General features: G+C 72.4%; 18 protein-coding genes. 6 read left to right on the top strand and 12 right to left on the bottom strand.

The features are described 5' to 3' along the window. Positions 1-8: 8 nt before the first annotated feature. Complete coding sequence (locus ACIQR3_RS04940) at positions 9-638, bottom strand: response regulator (protein ID WP_403534208.1); 630 nt, start codon at positions 636-638, stop codon at positions 9-11. Further along, positions 635-1,915: a sensor histidine kinase gene (locus ACIQR3_RS04935; RefSeq protein ID WP_403534205.1), complete on the bottom strand. Its 1,281-nt coding sequence runs from the start codon at positions 1,913-1,915 to the stop codon at positions 635-637. Before ACIQR3_RS04935 ends, ACIQR3_RS04940 begins: the two co-directional genes overlap by 4 nt. Before the next feature lie 198 nt (positions 1,916-2,113). Here ACIQR3_RS04935 and ACIQR3_RS04930 point away from each other — a divergent pair, with 198 nt between their 5' ends. From ACIQR3_RS04930 to ACIQR3_RS04915, 4 genes are all read left to right on the top strand, one after another. Continuing rightward, positions 2,114-2,893: a class I SAM-dependent methyltransferase gene (locus ACIQR3_RS04930; protein ID WP_403534203.1), complete on the top strand. Its 780-nt coding sequence runs from the start codon at positions 2,114-2,116 to the stop codon at positions 2,891-2,893. A gap of 125 nt (positions 2,894-3,018) precedes the next feature. Then, the gene (locus ACIQR3_RS04925; RefSeq protein ID WP_403534200.1) at positions 3,019-4,029 is read left to right on the top strand and encodes a dihydroxyacetone kinase subunit DhaK; all 1,011 of its coding nucleotides are present in this window, start codon (positions 3,019-3,021) and stop codon (positions 4,027-4,029) included. Continuing rightward, positions 4,026-4,670, top strand: coding sequence for a dihydroxyacetone kinase subunit DhaL (gene dhaL, locus ACIQR3_RS04920; protein ID WP_403534197.1), 645 nt, complete (start codon positions 4,026-4,028; stop codon positions 4,668-4,670). Before ACIQR3_RS04925 ends, dhaL begins: the two co-directional genes overlap by 4 nt. Before the next feature lie 296 nt (positions 4,671-4,966). Next, positions 4,967-5,170, top strand: coding sequence for a cold-shock protein (locus ACIQR3_RS04915; RefSeq protein WP_037622929.1), 204 nt, complete (start codon positions 4,967-4,969; stop codon positions 5,168-5,170). A gap of 86 nt (positions 5,171-5,256) precedes the next feature. Here ACIQR3_RS04915 and ACIQR3_RS04910 read toward each other — a convergent pair whose 3' ends face one another. The 7 genes from ACIQR3_RS04910 to ACIQR3_RS04880 all read right to left on the bottom strand — a co-directional run bounded on the left by ACIQR3_RS04910 (position 5,257) and on the right by ACIQR3_RS04880 (position 13,209). Next, on the bottom strand, positions 5,257-6,138 hold the full coding sequence (locus ACIQR3_RS04910; protein WP_403534194.1) for an anchored repeat-type ABC transporter permease subunit: 882 nt from the start codon (positions 6,136-6,138) through the stop codon (positions 5,257-5,259). Beyond that, the gene (locus tag ACIQR3_RS04905; protein ID WP_403534191.1) at positions 6,135-6,884 is read right to left on the bottom strand and encodes an anchored repeat-type ABC transporter ATP-binding subunit; all 750 of its coding nucleotides are present in this window, start codon (positions 6,882-6,884) and stop codon (positions 6,135-6,137) included. The genes ACIQR3_RS04910 and ACIQR3_RS04905 overlap by 4 nt, the downstream gene beginning before the upstream one ends. Continuing rightward, positions 6,877-8,424 (bottom strand): TIGR03773 family transporter-associated surface protein, encoded by a 1,548-nt coding sequence (locus ACIQR3_RS04900; protein WP_403534188.1) that lies wholly within the window; start codon positions 8,422-8,424, stop codon positions 6,877-6,879. Before ACIQR3_RS04900 ends, ACIQR3_RS04905 begins: the two co-directional genes overlap by 8 nt. Then, a complete protein-coding gene (locus ACIQR3_RS04895) occupies positions 8,424-9,956 on the bottom strand; it encodes an anchored repeat ABC transporter, substrate-binding protein (protein ID WP_403534186.1) in 1,533 nt (510 codons plus the stop codon). Before ACIQR3_RS04895 ends, ACIQR3_RS04900 begins: the two co-directional genes overlap by 1 nt. A 44-nt stretch (positions 9,957-10,000) precedes the next feature. Beyond that, entirely contained in the window at positions 10,001-11,677 is a 1,677-nt protein-coding gene (locus ACIQR3_RS04890; RefSeq protein ID WP_403534184.1) for a choice-of-anchor M domain-containing protein, read from the bottom strand. Continuing rightward, positions 11,674-12,318, bottom strand: coding sequence for a choice-of-anchor M domain-containing protein (locus tag ACIQR3_RS04885; protein ID WP_403534181.1), 645 nt, complete (start codon positions 12,316-12,318; stop codon positions 11,674-11,676). The genes ACIQR3_RS04890 and ACIQR3_RS04885 overlap by 4 nt, the downstream gene beginning before the upstream one ends. A 141-nt stretch (positions 12,319-12,459) precedes the next feature. Then, complete coding sequence (locus ACIQR3_RS04880; protein WP_403534179.1) at positions 12,460-13,209, bottom strand: SDR family oxidoreductase; 750 nt, start codon at positions 13,207-13,209, stop codon at positions 12,460-12,462. A 163-nt stretch (positions 13,210-13,372) separates the two neighbouring features. Here ACIQR3_RS04880 and ACIQR3_RS04875 point away from each other — a divergent pair, with 163 nt between their 5' ends. Beyond that, positions 13,373-13,999, top strand: a complete 627-nt coding sequence (locus tag ACIQR3_RS04875) for a TetR/AcrR family transcriptional regulator C-terminal ligand-binding domain-containing protein (RefSeq protein WP_403534177.1) — start codon at positions 13,373-13,375, stop codon at positions 13,997-13,999. An 86-nt stretch (positions 14,000-14,085) separates the two neighbouring features. Here ACIQR3_RS04875 and ACIQR3_RS04870 read toward each other — a convergent pair whose 3' ends face one another. Further along, the gene (locus ACIQR3_RS04870; RefSeq protein ID WP_403534174.1) at positions 14,086-15,360 is read right to left on the bottom strand and encodes an MFS transporter; all 1,275 of its coding nucleotides are present in this window, start codon (positions 15,358-15,360) and stop codon (positions 14,086-14,088) included. Positions 15,361-15,621: 261 nt separating this feature from the next. On the opposite strand from ACIQR3_RS04870, the gene ACIQR3_RS04865 reads away from it, so the two are divergent. Then, the gene (locus ACIQR3_RS04865; RefSeq protein WP_403534171.1) at positions 15,622-17,073 is read left to right on the top strand and encodes a hypothetical protein; all 1,452 of its coding nucleotides are present in this window, start codon (positions 15,622-15,624) and stop codon (positions 17,071-17,073) included. 4 nt (positions 17,074-17,077) lie between these two features. Here ACIQR3_RS04865 and ACIQR3_RS04860 read toward each other — a convergent pair whose 3' ends face one another. Both ACIQR3_RS04860 and ACIQR3_RS04855 read right to left on the bottom strand, forming a co-directional pair. Then, on the bottom strand, positions 17,078-18,160 hold the full coding sequence (locus ACIQR3_RS04860; protein ID WP_403534168.1) for a hypothetical protein: 1,083 nt from the start codon (positions 18,158-18,160) through the stop codon (positions 17,078-17,080). 710 nt (positions 18,161-18,870) lie between these two features. Continuing rightward, positions 18,871-19,266 (bottom strand): peptidase inhibitor family I36 protein, encoded by a 396-nt coding sequence (locus ACIQR3_RS04855; RefSeq protein WP_403535422.1) that lies wholly within the window; start codon positions 19,264-19,266, stop codon positions 18,871-18,873. Between the last annotated feature and the right edge of the window lie 82 nt (positions 19,267-19,348).

The raw sequence follows: 19,348 nt of genomic DNA, 5'->3' as shown, positions 1-19,348 counted from the left end.
GGCGCCGGTCACGGCAGCAGCCGGTGGCGGGCCGCCGCGGCCACGGCGCCGGCCCGGGTGCGCACGCCCAGCTTGGCGTAGACACGGCTCAGATGGGTCTTGACCGTGGCCTCGCTCAGGAACAGGGTCCGGGCGATCTCCCGGTTGCCGAGCCCCTGGACGAGATGGCCGAGGACGTCGCGCTCGCGCGGGGTCAGGCCGGGGCCGGGGGCGCGCAGACGGGAGACCACCCGGTCGGCGACCGACCCCGACAGCACGGCGCGTCCGGCCGCGGCGTCCCGGACCGCCGCGAACAGCCGCTCCGGCGGCTCCGCCTTGAGGAGGTACCCGGTGGCGCCCGCGGCGACGGCCCGGGCGATGTCGGCGTCGGTGTCGAACATCGTCAGGACCAGCACGCGCGGCACATGACCGCCGTCCGCCGAGGTCAGCCGGCGGGTCGCGGTCACCCCGTCCAGGCCGGCGCCCAGGTGCAGGTCCATCAGCACCACGTCCGGCCGCAGCCCCGCCACCATGCCGAGGGCCTCCTCGCCGCTGCCGGCCTCCCCGACGACGTCGATCCCCTCGGTGCTGGACAGCAGGGCGCGCAGTCCGGCGCGGACGACGGCGTGGTCGTCGCAGAGCAGCACCCGCACGGTCATGGCGCCCCCGTCCCGGCGCCGTCCGCCGCGAGCGGCACGGACATCGTCACCACCGTCCCCTCACCGGGCGCGGACTCGACGGTGAGCGTGCCGCCCGCCTGCCGGGCCCGCATCCGCATCAGCGCGAGACCGTGGCCGCGGCCGGCGGCCCGGTCGCGACGGGCCGGCCGGCCCGGGCCGAGGGCACGCGGGTCGAAGCCACGTCCGTCGTCGGCGATGTCCACGGTGATCCGGTCCTCCAGACAGGTGAGGGTGACCACGGCCCGGGTGGCCCCGGCGTGCTCCCGCGCGTTGGCCAGGGCCTGCTGCGTCACCCGCAGCAGCGCGGCCTCGGCCTGCCCGGTCGGCGGACCGGTGGCCCCCGGCGCGCCGTCCGCGGTGTCCAGGCGGAACTCGACGGCCGGCCCCGGAGCCCCGCCGTCCCGTGCGGCGAGGTCGCGCAGCGCCTGCACCAGCGAGCTCTCCGCCAGGTCGAGCGGTGTCAGGTCGCGGACGAACCGGCGGACCTCGGCGAGCGCCCGGTCCGCGCTCGCGGCGGCGTCCCGGACATGCCCGTACGCGGTGTCCGGGGCGGTGTGCCAGTGCCGCTGCGCGGCCTGGAGCAGCATCTGCTGGCTGGACAGGCTCTGGGCGAGGATGTCGTGGATGTCCGCCGACAGCCGCTGGCGCTCGGCCAGCACGCCCGCGCGCCGCTCGGTGGCGGCCAGCTCGTCGCGGGCGCGCACCAGGTCGCCGATGAGCACCCGCTGCCGGGCGGTCAGCCGCCGGCTGTGCACCAGGACGGCCGTGGCGACGACGCCGACGGCGACCGGGGCGATCACCAGGTTCGGATTGAACCCGCCCTCGGCGATCCGCACCTCGGTGACGACGACGAGGACGACGAGTACGGCGGCGAGCGGCACCGCCAGCCGTACCGGCAGCCGGTGCGGCCCGGTGAACAGCAGCGGCATGGTGCACCAGGTGGCACTGGGCTCCAGGGCGAGCAGCGCCAGCCAGAGCGCGAGCACCGCCCCCAGCCACAGCAGGTACCGGCCGGCGGGCCGCTCGCCGGGCCGGGGCGCGGGCGCCCGCACCTGCCCGAACAGGTAGAGGGGCCCGAAGGCCAGGAACAGGGCGAGGACCCCTCCGGTGCGCACGCCGTCGGCGGGACCGTGGGTCAGCAGACGGGCCACCGCGCCGCCCAGCAGCAGGACGAAGGCGGTGTGCACGGCCGCCGTCAGCCAGCGCGCGTCGGGGTCCGGCTCCGTGCCGTCTCGCTCCACCGCCCGCGTTCCCATCGCCTCGCCCGTGCCTGCCCCACCACGTATACACGCCGGCCCCGCGAGGCACATCATCCGAACGGCCGACATGGCATGGCCCCCCGCGGCCCCCCGGGGATGACTGGACGTGGGACGACCCCGACCGCCCCGCCCGCGAGACTGCCGGGACCGGCCCCGGCCGCACCCCGGGGAACCCTACGGAGAACGAGCACCGCCATGCCCAAGAACCTCACCGCCAACCGCGCCGCCCTCGGCCACCGCCTCTCCTACGCGCTGCGCCACCCCGCCCGGATACCCCGGCACCTGCGCCGCACCGCCCGCGACGCCTGGCTGCGCCACCGCTCGCCGGACCACGTCGCCTACTACCGCGCGGTCATGCGCTCGGACACCCGCCGCGACCCGGACGCCGCCGTCGGCAGCCGCAGCCGCGAACGCTGGCTGGCGCTCGGGGCGATGCAGTTCGACTACCTGCTGGGCCACGGACTGCGCCCGGAGCACCGGATGCTGGAGATCGGCTGCGGCAACCTGCGCGCGGGCTGGCGGTTCATCGAGTACCTGAACCCCGGCCACTACTACGGCGTGGACATCTCGCCCGACATCCTGTTCGCCGCGCAGGACACCCTCCGCGACCAGGGACTCCAGGACCGGCTGCCGACGCTGACCCCGGTACGCGACCTGACCCTGGGTTTCCTGCCGGAGGGCCGGTTCGACGTGGTGCACGCGCACAGCGTGTTCTCCCACTCGCCGCTGCCGGTGATCGAGGAGTGCTTCGCCCACATCGGCCGCGTCCTGGCGCCCGGCGGCTGGTTCGACTTCACCTTCGACCGCACGGAGGGCGAGGAACACCACGTCCTGCGGGAGGACTTCTACTACCGCACCGGGACGCTGACCGCCCTGGCCGCCGACCACGGCCTGGCGGCCCGCTTCATGGACGACTGGGAGGAACTCGGCCACGGCCAGTCGAAGATCCGTGTCACCCACCGGACGGACGGGTAGGCGCCACCCCGGGCGCCGCCGTGGCCTCCCGCCGCGCCCGCCACGACACGGCCGGGCCGGGGTGAGGCCGGCCCGGACCGGGCGGATACCGTGGCCGGGCGCACCCCCGAAAGGAACGCAACGCCGTGAACCGTCTCTTCCTGCCGGCCGACGCGCCCGTGGACGCCGCCCTGCGCGGCTTCGCGCTCGCCCACCCCGGCCTCGTCCGCCTCCACGAGGACCCGCTCTACGTCACCGCCCGCGACCGCCACCCCGGCCGCCGGGTCGGCCTGCTGTCCGGCGGCGGCTCCGGACACGAACCCCTGCACAGCGGGTTCGTCGGCCGCGGCATGCTCGACGCCGCCGTACCGGGCCGCGTCTTCGCCTCCCCGCACAACCGTCAGGTCTACGAGGCGTCCCGCGCCGTCGCCGGCCCGGACGGCGTGCTGCACGTGGTCAAGAACTACACCGGCGACCGCATCAACTTCGGCATCGCCGCCGAACGCCTGCGCGCCGACGGCATCCCCGTACGCCGCGTCCTGGTCGACGACGACCTCGCCACCGACGACACGGAGACGGCGACCGGCCGCCGCGGCACCGGCGCCACGGTCGTCGTGGAGAAGCTCCTCGGCGGCGCCGCCGACGCGGGCCTCGGGCTGGACGAACTGGCCGAGGCGGGCGCCCGGTTCGCGGCCGCCTCGCGCAGCATCGCCGTCGCCGCCCGCGCCCAGACCGCCCCCGGCCGCGGCGGCGAGGCCTTCGAACTCGCCGACGGGGAGATCGAGTACGGCGTCGGCATCCACGGCGAACGAGCCGCCCGCACCGTGCCCCGCCCCGACTTCGCCGACCTCGTCGACCGCATGACCGAGCAGGTCCTCGCCGCGCTCCCGGACGGCGCCCCGGACACCGTACTGCTGCTGGTCAACGGCCTGGGCGCGACCACCCTGCTGGAGCTGTACGCCGTCCACGACCGGGTCCGCCACGTCCTCGGCGAGCGCGGTGTGAGCGTCGCCGGGCAACTCGTCGGCACCTTCGTGCCCGCGCTCGACATGAGCGGGTTCTCGGTGACCGTGACCGCGCTGCGCGACAACTGGCTCGACTGGTGGCACGCGCCCGCCCTGACCCCCGCCTTCCCCGTTTCGGAGACCGCCCGATGACCACGACCGCCGACCAGGAAAAGGTCCTGCGCACCTACGCGGAGGCCGCCCGCACCGCCCACGACGCGCTGACCGCCCTCGACCAGCTCTCCGGCGACGGAGACTTCGGCGACAACCTCCGCGGCGGCCTCGACGGCGTGGTGGCCGCCCTCGACGCACGCCCCGCCGACGCCCCGTTCACCGTCGCCGCCGGCGTCTTCCTCGACGAGGTCGGCGGCACCAGCGGCCCGCTGATCGGCCTGCTGTTCCAGGAGATCGGCCGGGCGCTCGCCGCCCACGGGGACGGCCGTGAGGGCTGGGCGGAGGGCGTGCGCGAGGGCCTCGCCGCCATCCAGCGCGTCGGCGAGGCCGAGCCCGGCGACCGCACCATGGTCGACGCGCTCGCCCCCGCCCGCGACGCCCTCGCCGCCGGCGCGGGGTTCGCCGACACGGCCCGGGCCGCCCTCGCCGGAGCACGCGCCACCGCCGGCATCAAGGCCCGCCGCGGTCGCGCCTCCTACCTCGGTGAACGCGCCCTCGGCGCCCCCGACCCCGGCGCGACGGGCGTCGCCCTGCTCTTCTGGTCCCTCGCCCGGGCCGCCGAACCGGACGCGGACCTGGGCACGGTGGCCGACGTGATGGGCGGGCCGGCGACGTCCTGACCCGCGCCGGAGGGGCGCGCACGGCGGCGACGCCGAGGGGGCGCGGTACCGCGCGCCACCCGGTTTCGCCCGCGTCGCCCGGAACGAGCCCTCGTGACCAGGTGTAACTACGGCTGGTGACAATGGCGTTCCCCGTTGGCAGGGCACCGTGCCGCCGTGTAGCGTCAGCAGCAGATGTCGTGGTTCGCCGTACCAGCCCGCGCCTGGCGCGGGCGTTCTGCTGTGTGCCCGAGGACCAGGACGACCACCTCCGGGAACGCACCGTGCGGACCCGTCACCGATCGGAAGGCACCAACATGGCCAGCGGCACCGTCAAGTGGTTCAACGCGGAAAAGGGCTTCGGCTTCATCGCCCAGGACGGAGGCGGCCCCGACGTCTTCGCGCACTACTCCAACATCAACGCCACGGGCTTCCGTGAGCTCCAGGAAGGCCAGGCCGTCACCTTCGACATCACGCAGGGCCAGAAGGGCCCGCAGGCGGAGAACATCACCCCCGCCTGATCGCCGCGGCAGGACCGCAGCACGAGGCCCCGCCGGCCGGCAGGCCGGCGGGGCTCGCTGTCACCGGCGCCCCCGTCGGACGGGACTCAGCGGCCGGCCACGGCCGGCGCCGTGCCCTCCGGCCGCCGGACCAGCTTCGCCAGCAGCCCGTGGCGCGGCGCCAGACACCAGGTGAGGACGAACAGCCCGGTCAGCACCACGACCACCGACCCGCCCGCCGCCAGGTCGTACACGTACGAGACGTAGAGCCCGGCGATGCTCCCCAGGCACCCGACGGACGAGGCGAGCAGGGTCATGGCCCACAGCCGCTCGGTCAGCATGCGGGCCGTGGCGGCGGGGGTGATGAGCAGCGCGAGGACGAGGATGTTGCCGACCGCCTCCAGGGACATCACGATCGTCGTGGTGACGAGGACGTACAGGGTGAGGTCGAGGCGGAACACCGGCAGGCCCGCGCACCGGGCCGTCTCGCGGTCGAGACTGACGGTGACGAGTTCCTTGCCGATCGCCAGGACGACCAGGACCAGTACGGCCCCGACGACGGCCACGGTCCACACGTCCCCGGCGCTGACCGCCAGTACCTGCCCGAACAGGAACGACGACAGGTCCGTCGTCCAGCTGTCGCGGGTGGAGACCAGGACGATGCCGAGCCCGAACGCGAAGGCGAAGAAGACGCCGATGACGGTGTCCTCCTTCAGCCGCCGGTTCTGCGAGACGAACGCGATCAGCACGGCCGTGGTGATCCCGGCCGCGGCCCCGCCGAGCAGCAGGTTGCCCTCGAAGGCGTAGGCCAGCGCCACGCCCGGGAAGGCGGAGTGGGCGACGGCGTCACCGATGAACGCCATGCCGCGCAGCACGACGTGGACCCCGACCACGCCGCACACCGCGCCGATGACCGCCGCCACGGCGAAGGCCCGCTGCATGAAGGGAAGTTGCCAGGGGTCCGTGAGGAAGCCGGCGAGAGCGTTCACGGCGCGGTCACCGTGCCGATCGCACGGTCCAGGCCGAAGGCCCGCAGCATCTGGTCCGGGTCGGCGAGGAGTTCCGGCCCGCCGTCGGCGACCACGGTGCGGTTGAGCAGGGCCACCCGGCCGCAGGTGCGGGCGGCCGCCGCCAGGTCGTGCGTGGTCATCAGCAGCCCTCTGCCTTCCGCGGCCAGCCGGCCGAACAGCTCGTTCAACAGTTCCTGAGTGGGGACGTCGACCCCGGTGAACGGTTCGTCCAGGAGCAGGACGCGGGGCCCGGCCGCGAGCGCCCGGGCCACCAGGACCCGTTGCCGCTGACCGCCGGACAGCTCGCCCACCGGACGGCGCCGCAGACCGGTGAGCCCGGTCAGCTCCAGCGCCTCGTCCACCGCCGCCCGGTCCGCTGGGCCCGGCCGGCGCAGCCAGCCGATCCGCCGGGTACGGCCGGTCAGGACCGCGCCGGCGATGTCGATGGGGAAGTCCCAGGCGAACTCGTGCCGCTGCGGCACGTAGCCGACGCCCTGCCCGGCCCGGCGCCCGGTCCGGCCCTCCACGGCGACCTCCCCGGCGGCCAGCGGCACGAGGCCGAGCGCGGCGCGCAGCAGCGTCGTCTTGCCCGCGCCGTTGGGGCCGATGAGCCCGACCAGTTCCCCCGCGCCCACCGACAGGTCGGCCCGCTCCAGGACGGTGCGTCCGCCGAGGACCACCGTCGCGCCGGTGACCCGCAGCAGCGGGTCCGTGCCGTCAGCCACGGGTGGTCCTTCTGCGCCGGGCGGCCAGGAAGGACAGGGCACCCGCCACGGTGAGGGCGGCGGCCGCCGTGCCGGCGAGCACGGTTCCGCCGGCGCCGGTGGAGGCCATCGACCCACCGGACCCGTCCGACGCCGAGCCGCCCGAGGCGTCCGAGGCGTCCGACCCGGAGCCGGAGCCGGACGCCTCCGAGGAACCCGCCGAATCAGAGGCGCCGTCGGAGCCCTGGTCCGAGCCGTCGCCCGGGGACACCGTCGAGGGATCGGCGTCCCCGACCACGAAGGTCACCGTCTCGGTGTCACTGACGGCCTTGCCGCCGGCGAGCTTCCCGCTCATCTTGAACGTCAGCCGGTAGGTGCCCTGCGCGGTGAACGCCCAGCCGCCGTGCGCGTGCGTGTTCCGCGCGACGTCGAAGGAGTCCGGCGTCCCGTCCCCGCTGTCGAACAGGACGTTCGCGCCCGACATGGCGTCGTAGGTGTAGAGCGCGTAGGTGCCGGGGCCGTCGACCGCGGTGAGCGAGAACGTCACGCCTCCCTCGGTCGCTCCGGCCGCGATGTTGTCGGTCGACCAGCCGGGCCACAGCAGGCCGTCCTGCTGCACCTGGTCGAGCAGCCACACCGGGTCGCCGGCCTTGCCCAGGAAAGCGAACTGGTCGTTGTCCGGGATGGAGTTCTTCGCCGCGGGCTTGACGTGCAGGACGACGGAGGACGGCTCGCGCCAGACGGTCCGCCCCGCGACCGTGCCGTCCTTGAGGTGGATCCGCAGCTTCCCGCCGACGACCCGCGCGGCGAAGTCGACGTGCCCCTCGTCGAGCACCGTCCGGTCGGACACGACCTCACCCGCGTCGTCGGCGGCGGCGAGGGAGCCGGCCGTCCCGGTCCCGGCCGTCCGCGCCGCGGCCTCAGGCACCCGTGCCGTTGCGGTCCCGGTCCCCTCGGCGGCGTCCGCGGACGCGGAATCCCCGGCGGCGGGCACCTCCACCGGCTCCGTGGCCCGCCCGGCCGTCGCGTCCCCGGCCGGGGACGTGTCTCCCACCGTCACCGTGTACACGGTGCCCACCGAGAGGTCACGTCCGTCGGCCGCGGTGGCGTCCGCCTCGAAGATGACCTGGTAGGTGCCTTCCTCGCTGAACTCCCACCGGGTCTGCTCGCGCGCGCCGACGGGCAGTTCCCGTACGTCCGGCCGCGCGTCACCGCTGTCGAAGACCGGCGCGTCGGCGTCCCCGGCGAACACCTTCACCTCGCCCGGACCCTCCAGCCCGGCCAGAGACCACCGCACGGTGTCCCCGGCGACCGCGCCCTCGGGCACCCCGGTGGTGTCCCAGCCCGGCGCCGAGCCGTCGAGGGTCCCGGCCCGGCCGACCCGGACCCGGTGCGAGGCGTCCGCCGGGTCCAGCGTCAGTGTGCCGTCCCGCCAGGCGATCCGGCCGAGTCCCGCGCCGGCGCCGGTCACGTCGTCCGCGACGGCGAACCCGCCCTGCGTCACGGTGGCCGCGAGGACCACCGCCACGGCGATCCGCCGGTTCGCGCGCATGCTGTTCATCAGGCCGATCCCCCCAGGCACTTCGCGAGTTCCTTCGCGTTGTGCCGCATCATCGAGACGTAGTCGTGGATCTTGTCGTCGAACGAGTCGCCGTACAGCGTGCAGACGCCGACCCGCTGGTCCTCGGCGACCCTGCGCAGCACGTCGGCGCGGGCCGCCAGGTTCGGTTCCAGGAAGACCGAGGGCACCCGCTTGTCGCGGATGGTGTCGCCGAGCTTCTCCACCTCGGCGGCGCTGGGCTCCTGGTTCGGCACGGGGACGACGAAGCCCACCACCTCCATGCCGTACGCCTTGGCGAGGTAGCCGAAGGCGTCGTGCGTGGTGACGAGCTTCCGGTTCTCCTCCGGCACCGTGGCCAGCGTCCGGGCGACCTCCTCGTCGAGCGCGCCGAGCGTCCTGAGGTACGCGGCGGCGTTCTTCTCGTACGTCGCCCTGCCCTCCGGGTCGGCTCTGACCAGCTCGGCCTCGATCCGGCGGACGTACGCCTCGGCGTTGGCGACGTCCTCCCACGTGTGCGGGTCCAGGTCGCCGTGCACGTGCTGGCCCAGCACCGCCTGCGGCAGCACCCACAGGTCGTCGCCGGGGGCACCGAGGAAGGCGTACGGCTTCTCCTCGGGCACCGACTCCCGGGCCCGGTCGGGTACATGGAGCACGACGTCCTCGGCTGCGACGCGCCTGGTCTCACCGCCGGCGCCGTCGGCGCGGACGTACACCTCGCCGGTCTCCGCGTCGAGGGCGACGTCGGCGTGCCCGCTGTCGAGGACCTCGGTCCCGGCGGGCGGCTCGGCGTCGTCCCCGACGGTGAAGGTGAAGGTGCCGCTGCCGATCTCCTCGCCGCCTCCGTCGAGGGTCTCCGTCCGTCCCTCGACGGTGAGCCGGTAGACGCCGGGTTCGCTGAACGCCCAGTTGACGTGGGTGTGCGCCTCGGGTGGCAGGGTGAAGGAGTCGGCGTCGTCGAACCCGTCGGAGGAGTCCACGTACACCTTGGGCCTGCCGAGCGTGTCGGTGAGGTACACCCGCAGGTCGCCGGGGCCCTCCAACTCGGTGGTCGTCGTACGGACCTGGGACCCCGGGCCGGCGACCTCGCCCTCGACGGCCCAGCCGAGCCAGAGCACGTCGAGCCCGAGGTCCTCCTCCAGCTCGATGACGGTGCCGCCGTACTCCTCCAGCCGCTCGCCCAGCTCGATCTTCGGGGCGGATTTCCCGGCGTTGGTGTGGACCATCTTCATGATGCCGGGCTCTTCGAGCAGCAGGCCGTTGCTGAAGACGACATCGGCCCGGGTGACCGCGGTGGCGTCCCCGGGGCTCGGCTCGTACGAGTGGGGGTCGCCGTTGCGCGGCACGATCGACGTGACGTCGACGCGGTCACCGCCGACCCGGCCCACCAGGTCGGCGAGGATCGCGGTGGTCGTCGAGACCGCCAGCTCCGCGTCGGAACCGCTGTCCTCGCCGAGCCGGCCGCATCCGGTGAGCAGGGCGGTCGCCGCGAGCAACGCGGCGGTGAGGGTGGTACGTCTCGGGTGGCCCCGCATGGGGCTCCTCCTTTACTGGGACAGGACGTGTGCCGCGTGCGTTCTCAGGGAGCGGTGCGCCGACGGCGTACGAGGAGCAGCGCGCCGCCGCCCAGGACCAGGGCGGCCCCGGCGGCCCCGGCGATCACCGCGACCCGCGTGCCGGTGGCGGCGAGTCCGCCGGTCACCGTCGTGCCGTCGCTCCCGGACGACGAACCGCCCGCCGTACCCGGGGTGTCGGCCACCGAGCCCGTCGGGCCGGTGGTGCCGGCCGTGTCCGGTGCGTCCGGCACGGACGACGGCGGAGCCGGCGAACCGCTCGGTGCCGCGGTGGACGTCGCGGTGGACGTCGGGTCCGGCGTGGTCGTCGGTGTCGCCGTGGGCTCCTCGCCCGCGCCGGGTACGACGGTCGCCGGGTCCACGTCGTCCCCCACCACCCAGGCGAGGGTCTCCGTGTCGGACACCCGCGTGCCGTCGGCGAGCGTGGCACTCACCGTGAAGGTGGTGCGGTAGACGCCTTCCGCGGCGAACGCCCACACGGTGTGCCGGTGGGTGGGAACCGACAGGCCGAAGCTGTCCGGCAGCCCGTCCCCGCTGTGCGCGTGCGTGGTCACCGAGCCGACCGAGCCCTCCGTGAAGACGCTCACCGCGCCCGGCCCCCGCACGGCGTCGAGCGAGAAGGTGACCCGTCCGTCGACCTCGGAACTCTTGAACTGGTCCGTGCTGAAACCCGGCCAGACCAGACCGTCGACCTGCTGGATGGGCAGCCACCACACCGCGTCGCCGACCGCGCCGAGGAACTCGTACCCCTCCGTGATCTTCCGCCGGGCCTGCGGCCTCACGTGCAGCACGACCGCGCCGGGCTCGTGCCACTCGTACGCCTGCGAACTCCCCTCCTTCACCTGGAACTGCATGCCCCCGTCGACCGGACGCGCGGCCAGGTCCAGGTGCCCGTTGTCGATGACGTGCGAGGAGGGAGCCGTGGGGGGTGTGCTCGTGCTCGGCGGGGGAGTGGGGGAGGGGGCGGGCGTGGAGCCGTCGCCGGGCAGGACGTCCGCCGGGTCGACGTCGTCACCGACGACCACGGCCAGCGTCTCGGTGTCGGCCGAACCGCCGGCCCGCACCGTGAACGTCAGCCGGTAGACGCCCTCCGCGGTGAACTGCCAGGTGGGCAGGGCGCGTTCCGCGTCACCGGGCAGGGTGAAGGAGCGCTGGACGGAAGCCGCGGTACCGAGGTACGGGACCGCCGGGGCGTTCACGTCGTCCATGCCGCGGGTGTACGAGGCCATGCCGAAGTCCCCGGGCCCGTCGAAGCCGGACAACGCGACCTCGGTGTCACCGCCCGCCTCCGTGCCGTTCCAGCCCGGCTCCGGGGCGAAGATGTTCCCCGCCTCCCAGCCGTTGAGCTGCCAGCTGTCCAGGGTGCTGGTGCCCAGCGCCGTGGCCAGGGGATCGACGGTGTACTGCAAGGTGGACGGCACCGCGTGCAGGACGACGTCGGACGGCTCCCGCACGACCGTCGTACCGCTGCCGCGGTCGTCGACCTGCAACTGGAGCGCGCCGTCGACGAGCCGGGGCGTGAGGTCGAGTTCGCCTTCGTCCAGGACGACGGCACCGCCGGCGGCGCGGGCGTCCCCGCCACCGCCGGCGACCAGCCCTGCCGCGCCCAGGAACACCGCGGCCGCCACGGTCAGCGCCGCACCTGTGAGAGCGCGTCCGTCACGCGCCAGGGCCGGGGTCACGAGCCGACGACCACCGTGTACGTCTCGGTGGCGGACTCGGTCACGCCACCGGCCGTGCCCTGCACCCGGAAGGTGAGCCGGTAGGTACCGGCCTCCTCGAAGGCCCAGTTGGCGTGGTTGTGGGCACCGACCGCGAACGTACGGGACTTGTAGGAGCCGGTGGCCGTGTCGCTGTCGTACCAGCGCACACCGCTGCCCGTGTAGACGCTGAAGTCGTCGGTGGCGGCCCCGTCGCGGGTGGCGCTCAGCAGCTGATAGGCGACGCTGTCGCCGGTGAAGACGCCGGTGGTGAGGTGCTCGGTGGAGACGCCGGCGAACAGCACGCCGGCGGCGTCCGCCTCGGCCTCGGTGTCGGGCAGCAGCCAGATCTGGCTGCCGGAGCCGAGGAAGCCGTAGCCGGGGTTGGTGACCTTGGCGGCGTCCGGCACGGACAGCGTCACGTCCGCGGGCTCGTACTCGGTGTCGTTCTCCTCGTCGTGGACATGGAGGTGAAGCTCGGCGCCGTCCCACTCGGCGTCGAGGACGTCGACATGTCCGCTGGTCAGAGTGGTGGCTGCGAAGGCGGAGGTGTTCAGACCGGCTGTGGCGAGCGCGGCGGCCGCGAGGCCGGTGACGGTGAGCAGACGTCTGTGGGTACGCAAGGGAGACCCCTCTAAGTCATGTTCATGCCCCCTCGGACACAGGCAGGGACGATAATCGTTTTCAATAGGCTTGGCAATGGCCTGTCCTGCCGTGGGGGGCCCGGGCCGGGCGGGCCACGGGGTGGAGGGGGCGGCCCGAGGTCAGGCGACGCCGCCGTTGGCGAACAGGACCTGACCGTTGACCCACCGGCCGTCGGGGCCGGCCAGGAAGGCGACGGCGCGCGCGATGTCCTCCGGCGTGCCGAGCCGCTCCAGGGGTGAGAGCGCGGCGAGCCGGTCGACCACCTGCTCGCTCTTGCCCTCGAGGAAGAGCGGGGTGGCCGTCGGCCCGGGCGCCACGGCGTTGACGGTGACGTCCCGGCCGCGCAGCTCGCGGGCGAGGACCAGGGTCATCGCCTCGACCGCGCCCTTGGTCGCCGCGTAGGCGGCGTAGGCGGGCTGCTGGAGCCGGGTGACGGAAGTGGAGAAGTTGACCAGCGCGCCGCCGGGGCGCAGGCGCCGGGCCGCGAGCTGGGAGACGACGAACGTGCCGCGCACGTTGACCCGGTGCATCCGGTCGAAGGTGTCCAGGTCCATCTCCGCCACCGGCGCGAGCCGCATGATCCCGGCGGTGTTCACCACGACGTCGACGCCGCCGAAGCGCTCCTCGGTGGCGTCGAACAGCGCCGTCATCGCCGTCTCGTCGGCGACGTCGCCGGGCAGGGCGACGGCCGAGCCGCCGGCCTCCTGGATCGACGCGACGACCTTCTCGGCGCGCTGGGCGCTGCCGGAGTAGTGCACGACGGCCGCCGTGCCCCGCGCGGCCAGCTCGGTGGCGACGGCGCCGCCGATTCCGCCCGAGCCCCCGGTCACGATCGCCGTACGGGTGGCGGACTGCTCCGTGGTGGTCATGGCGACCTTCCTCTCGTCATCGTCCACCGGCTTTGTGGACGATGAGTACATTAGCAATATGTAGACCGGTCGTCCATATCTATATGGCCCTCGCGTCCATATAATGAGTCACGGAGCCGCGCCGACCAGGCCGGCCGACCGCGCAGCAGGAGGAGACGGACACGTGGAGCGAACAGAGGCCGAGGGACCCGGGCGGCTCAAACCGGGGCGTGGCCGCCGCCGGGCGGAGGACGTCCGCCGTGCGACGCTGACCGCGGCGGCCGAACTGCTGCTCGCCGAAGGAGTCCACGCCTTGACCTTCTCGAAGGTCGCCGCCCGCGCGGGTGTCAGCAAGATGACCCTCTACAAGTGGTGGCCCTCCCCCGGGGCCCTGGCCTTCGACGCCTACTTCAACGCCTTCCAGGCCACCCTCGCCTTCCCCGACACGGGCGACATCAGGCGCGACCTCACCACGCAGCTGCGTGTGTTCGTCGACCTCCTGAACCGCAACGGCGCCGTCATCGCCGGGATCATCGGGGCCGCGCAGGGCGACCCCGATCTGGCGGAGGCGCTCTCGACGCATTACGTCACACACCGCCGCCGCCTCGCCGTCGAACGTCTGGCGAGCGCGCGGCAGGCCGGCCAGATCCGGGCGGAAGCCGACCTGGAGTCGATCGTCGATCAGCTCTGGGGCGCCGTCTACCACCGGCTGCTGATGCCCGCCCGACCGCTGACCGCGGAGTTCGTGGATCAGCTGATCGCCAACCTCTTCCGGGGCGTCTCCCCGGACCCTCATGACCAGGCGACGTGAACCATGGCCGCCGGCCTCGCGGGTATCACCTTGCGCGAGGCCGGCGCGCGGCCAGTGAGGGTGCTTTTCGGTGCGAGTACGGGCTGCTAGCCGCGCTCACCAGGGGCGGCGGAAGGCAGGAGCGAGGCAGCCGGCTCCTGCTCGCGCCGTTGGGCCGAGGTGTCTCCGGCCGCGGTCGACGTCTCCTGGCCGGGAGCGGAGATCACGTCGGAGCGCCTGCCGCCCCGGTCGATGAGGCCCCCGGTGAAGGCGAGTCCGAGGCCCGCCAGGGCGAGTGCCGCGCCGACCAGGTTGGGTGAGGCCCAGCCCCAGCCGGCCGAGATGGTCAGGCCGCCGAGCCACGCACCGCCCGCGTTGGCCAGGTTGAAGGCGGAGTGGTTGGAGGCCGCCGCCATCGTCGGAGCGTCCTTGGCCTTGGCCATGAGGAGCATCTGCACGGGCGTCGTGATGAAGGATCCCATCGCCCCGAGGAAGGCGATGGTCAGGAGCGCGGGCACCGTGCTGTGCACGGTGAAGTAGAACGTCACCAGCGCGGCGGCGAGCAGGACGAGCCCCACGTACAGGGTCGGCCGCAGCGCGCGGTCGGTGAACGGGCCCGCGATCAGTGTGCCGAGCGTCATCCCGACGCCGTAGAGGGCGAGGACCAGGGTGGTCGAGGAGTCGGAGATGCCCGTCAGGTTGGTCAGCATGGGCACGAGATAGCTGTACACGGCGAAGAACCCGCCGAATCCCACGACGGCCGTGGCCAGGCCGATCGCGACCTGCCGGTTGCCCATCGCCCGCAGCTCGTGCCGGATGCCGGACTGCCCGCCGCGCGGCTGGTGCGGAACGAAGAGGGCCAGCGAGGCCAGGGCGACCAGGCCGATGACCGCGACCGCCCCGTACGCGAACCGCCAGCCCAGCTGCTGGCCGAGGGCCGTGCCGGCCGGGACGCCGACGATGTTGGCGACGGTGAGTCCCAGGAACATCTTGGAGACGGCCCGTGCCGCGCGTTCGGGCGCCACCAGCCGGGAGGCCACCACGGCGCCGACACCGAAGAGCGCGCCGTGCGGCAGCCCCGCCAGGAACCGGGCGGCGAAGAGCGAGCCGAAGCCCGGAGCGACCGCGGAGGCGACGTTGCCGACCACGAACAGTCCGGTCAGGAGCAGCAGCAGCCGCTTGTGCGGTATGCGCGCTCCGATGCCCGTGAGGACGGGGGCACCCACGACGACACCGAGCGCGTAGGCCGAGACGAGGTTGCCGGCCTGTGGTACGGAGACACCGACGCCGTCGGCTATCTGGGGCAGCAGCCCCATCGTGGCGAACTCGGTCGTGCCGATGCCGAACGCGACGACGGCGAGGGCCAGCAGGGCCAGGGGCATGGTGCGGGCGACCTTTCGAGGATGTGCGGTACGGGGACGGAGGCGCGGGCGGTTGTGTCAAGCGCCGCCGCCATCCGGCGCACCTGACCGGCCCGAGCCCCTCGGTGTGCAGCGGTGACGAGGCAACGGACATTCCAAGATCGAGCCGCTTTCGCGGTGAACTGTGTCACGCCTGGTGGGACGGGCCGCGGACCCCGGTGCGTGACGGCGAACGGGGTAGCTCCGCGTGCACGGTGCCGGACCACGTTCGACTCTGTGGTCATGAACATCCGTCCATGGGTCGTCGTGGAGCCGCCGGACAGCCGTGGTCTTCGCCGCGTCACCATCGACGGACAGCTGGCCGGCAGCGCATGGTCACGGGCCGAGCTGGCCAGAGTGCTCCGCCGCCGGGGTTGCGCGGAGTACGTCGACCTGGACGATCCGGCATCCGTGCATTGGCGCGGGGGTGACAGCGGAGACTGGCCCGACCGACCCTGGAGACGGCGCTCGACCATGTCACTCATGGTGGCCGGGCTGCTCGTATCCATGGTCTTCAACGTGGTCATCGGATGGCCGGACGCTTCGGGTGCCCTGACGTTCGCGCAACGGATCACCGGAGTGCTGTTCGTCCTCTCGGGCGTGCTGCTCGGGATCTCGGCGATATCGGCGCTCGACCACTGGGGAAGGCAGCAGTTCAAGGCATCCGGGGCGATTGTCCTGCTCGGCGCGTTCACTGTACTGGCCACTGACGGCCTCCTCCTTCTCCTCTGGTTCGAGGAGAAGGAGTACACGCGCCATCTGCTGGTCTGTCTGCCGGCCTTCTGCTGGTCCATATGGGCACTCTGGATTCTGGTGCGCCACACATCGTGGAAAGGGGTGCCGCAGCCCAGGAAGTTCGCGGCCGGGGTGGTTGTCACAGCGCTTCTGACGGCTGTCAGCCTGGCCTACTCCACTATGTACCAGCCTGCGGCCGCCCCCATGCACTTCACCCTGAAGGCAGAGTTCGGGAAGGCCCGGGAGGACAGCAGGCTTCCCTTCGTGCACGTACCACTGACACTGCATGTGAAGAACACCGGAGGAGTCCCGGTGTACATCCTCAATGACATCTACACGGTCCGCGGCAGGGGAGCCTTGTATTCCTTGGGGGAGGAAGACCTGATGGCCGAGTGGCGGGAGAGCGTCGGGAAACAGGGGACGCGCGAAGGGGAGGCCGAACTCTATGTCGACCGGCTCGCCTACACCACCATAAGCAGTGGAAGGTTCTCCGAGTCCGGTAATTCGCTCGACGTCGGGCAGGAGTACGCTCTGACGCGTGTGTTCCAGCTTCCCCGGGCTGTCGAATACGACACCGTGAGTGTCGAGTTGCAGATCTCCTACATGAGGAAGGACCGCGGGAAGATCGATGTGCAGGAGTTCAGGTCCGCTCATCCGTCGTGGAATGAACGTGATCGATCCTATTATTGCGACCCGGCGATGTGCGGCAGCCAGCTCATATACCGTGCAAGGGTACGGCACAACAACAATCTCATCAACGTCACGCGCAAGCCGCGTTATGTGACTGCTGTCTGGTCCCCCAGGGGCCGGTTCATCTCTTCGATATCTTCCTTCCCTTTCAGTTTCTCCGTGCTCGGTGACTATGCCGAAGAAAGAAGGGAACTGGAGAGATATGGAGCTGCGGGGGCCCGGGCTGATGCGGAGATCGCCGTGGCCGAACTGCTGAGGTCTGCCGGCTGACCGGTCACCCACCGCCCTTCGTGAGCCAACTGCCCACCATGACCCCGAACCTCTCCTCCAGGTACGTGGCAGTCTGCTCGCAGGACAGGGCCGCGGCCCCCAGGGTCCCGAACAGCCTGTCGTGCGGCACGAGTTCCGCGAGTTCGGTGATGAGCGGTACGACCTTGAACGGGCCGTGGGTGTGCTCGTTGTTCCTCAGCTGGGCGAGGACGTCGAGCGTGTCGTTGCTCTTTTCCTCCGCCTTCCAGAAGTCCTTGACCCCCTCCTCCTCCCACTGCGCGGGAACCAGTTCCTTCAGCCCGTGCACGAGGTCGGACTCGGGCACGGACTCGAAAACGGCGCTGCTGCAGAACGCGGCGGCCTTGCCGAGGGATTCCTTCGGGCGTTCCTGGGCGGAGGCAGCTCGTTCCTGTTCTTTCTTCATGCGGGCGGATTTCTCGTCCAGCTCTTTCGCGGTCTCCGACCGCTCCTCCTGCGATGTCCCGGGGTCGCTGATCTTCCTCAGCAGCGAACTGACCAACTGAGTGATGTCCGAGAGCTGTTCTCGTTCCCTCGACGGCGTCTTCGAGTCGTGCATGATGTCCGCGGAAGACCCCAGCAGCATGAGGGTGGATTCGGTCTCCGGCCCGTTGCTCTGCTCGACAGCGTAGACCGTGTTCGTCGTTGACGTGACCATCTCACCACGCAGGCCTTGCGGTGTCTTGGGGTCGCAGATGATGTCCAGGGTGGAGGTGGCCCGTTTGACCACCAGGATGAGCGTGGACCTCTTCTCGGCCGGCACTCGGGGCTCGCTGACCGTCTTGAGCGCCGAAGTCACCTGCTCCACGATCGTGGTCAGTTCCTCACGCAACTCGGGAGGGGTCTTCGGGTCGTTGATGGCTGCCAGCGCGGTGGACATGTTCTTCGCACTCTCGACGACTCCCTGTCTGTCCTGCGGCATCGTCTCGGGGTCCTCGACCGCGCCGACGAGGGTGATCAGTGTTTCCACGGCCGGCACGAGTGCTTCGGGGACTCGCTCCTTCTCCTCGTCCAGGGCCGTCGTCGCCTCGTCGATGTCCCCTTCCTGCTCCGGCGGGGGTTCGGACACCTGTCCGTCCGTGTCGCCGGGGTCAGGCGGTTCAGTGGCGCCGGGCGTCTCGCCCGGTGAGGAGGGAGGCGTCGTGGTGTCCGTCGGACCGGCCGGATCGGAGTCCGGCGGTGGGGGAGGGGTCGTTTCGCCTTCCGCCGGACCGCTCGGCTCGGAGGGAGGAGGCTCCGGAGGGTCCGTGGTCCGAGCCGCTGCCCCGGCTCGGTCACCGTTCACGCTCTGAGCGTGCGCCGAGGAAATCGTCGGACCGGCCGGCAGCGCGAGCGCCGCGGCGAGAAGGGACGCATTGGCCGCGTGAACGATGTGTCTCCGGGGAGTCCGGGGAGTTCTGGCCATGGCGGGTCCCGATGCGCTCGACGCCGAGGTGTCGTCCGTGGGGAAAACGACCGTTGCCGGCCGGCTCCGGAAGATGTCGGAGCCAGAAGAATGCCGGAGGTCGATACGGATCCACTCTTCACCCGTCCGGCGCGTCCCGCAAACGGGACGGCCGAGCCGCAGCGCGACCGGCGTTCGGCCGCTCGGCCGACCAGGAGCCGTCCGCTCGGCCGGGCGGCGTCGGCGCCTGCCCTGGGGCGGGCCGGTGGTCCGGGCGCACCCGGACCGGTGCGCCGTCGGGCCGGGCAGGCCGGACCGAGCCCGGGGCGCCGTGCTGCCACGACCACCCGGAGGGTCACGTCGCCTGCCCGCCGACAGAACGGGACAGCGCGGGATCAGCCGCAGTTGTTCCGGTTGATCTTCAGGGAGCGGGTCTGGTCGTTGAGGTTGTAGCCGCGCAGGTCGTGGATGGAGCCGCCGCTGCGGGTGACGCACACCCACCGGCCGGCGTAGTCACGCCTCTCGTAGACGCGGGCGGTGCGGTCGGAGTTGTTGCGGATGGAACTGCCACGGTTGCGGATCGACGAGGGCAGGTCCTTCACGCTGCCGTCGACGGCACGGCGCACCCAGGGCTGCCCGCCGAAGTTGATCTCGGGGTAGACGCAGACGTAACCGGAGGGGCAGTCGATCGCGATGTGCGTCGAGTGGGGGTCGCCGGAGGCGGACGCCGGAACGGCCAGGGGCGCAAGCGTGAGGGCGGCGGCGGCCGCGGCACGCATCAGGTTGGTCATCACGCTCTACTGATACGGGGTGACGGCGGCGGCCGGGGCGGCTTGCGCCAGGGTTCACTCCAGCGGAGGACTCATCCGAACC

Source organism: Streptomyces sp. NPDC090994, from assembly GCF_044768905.1.
Lineage (GTDB): Bacteria > Actinomycetota > Actinomycetes > Streptomycetales > Streptomycetaceae > Streptomyces.
This window is presented reverse-complemented; position numbering and strand designations above follow the sequence as displayed.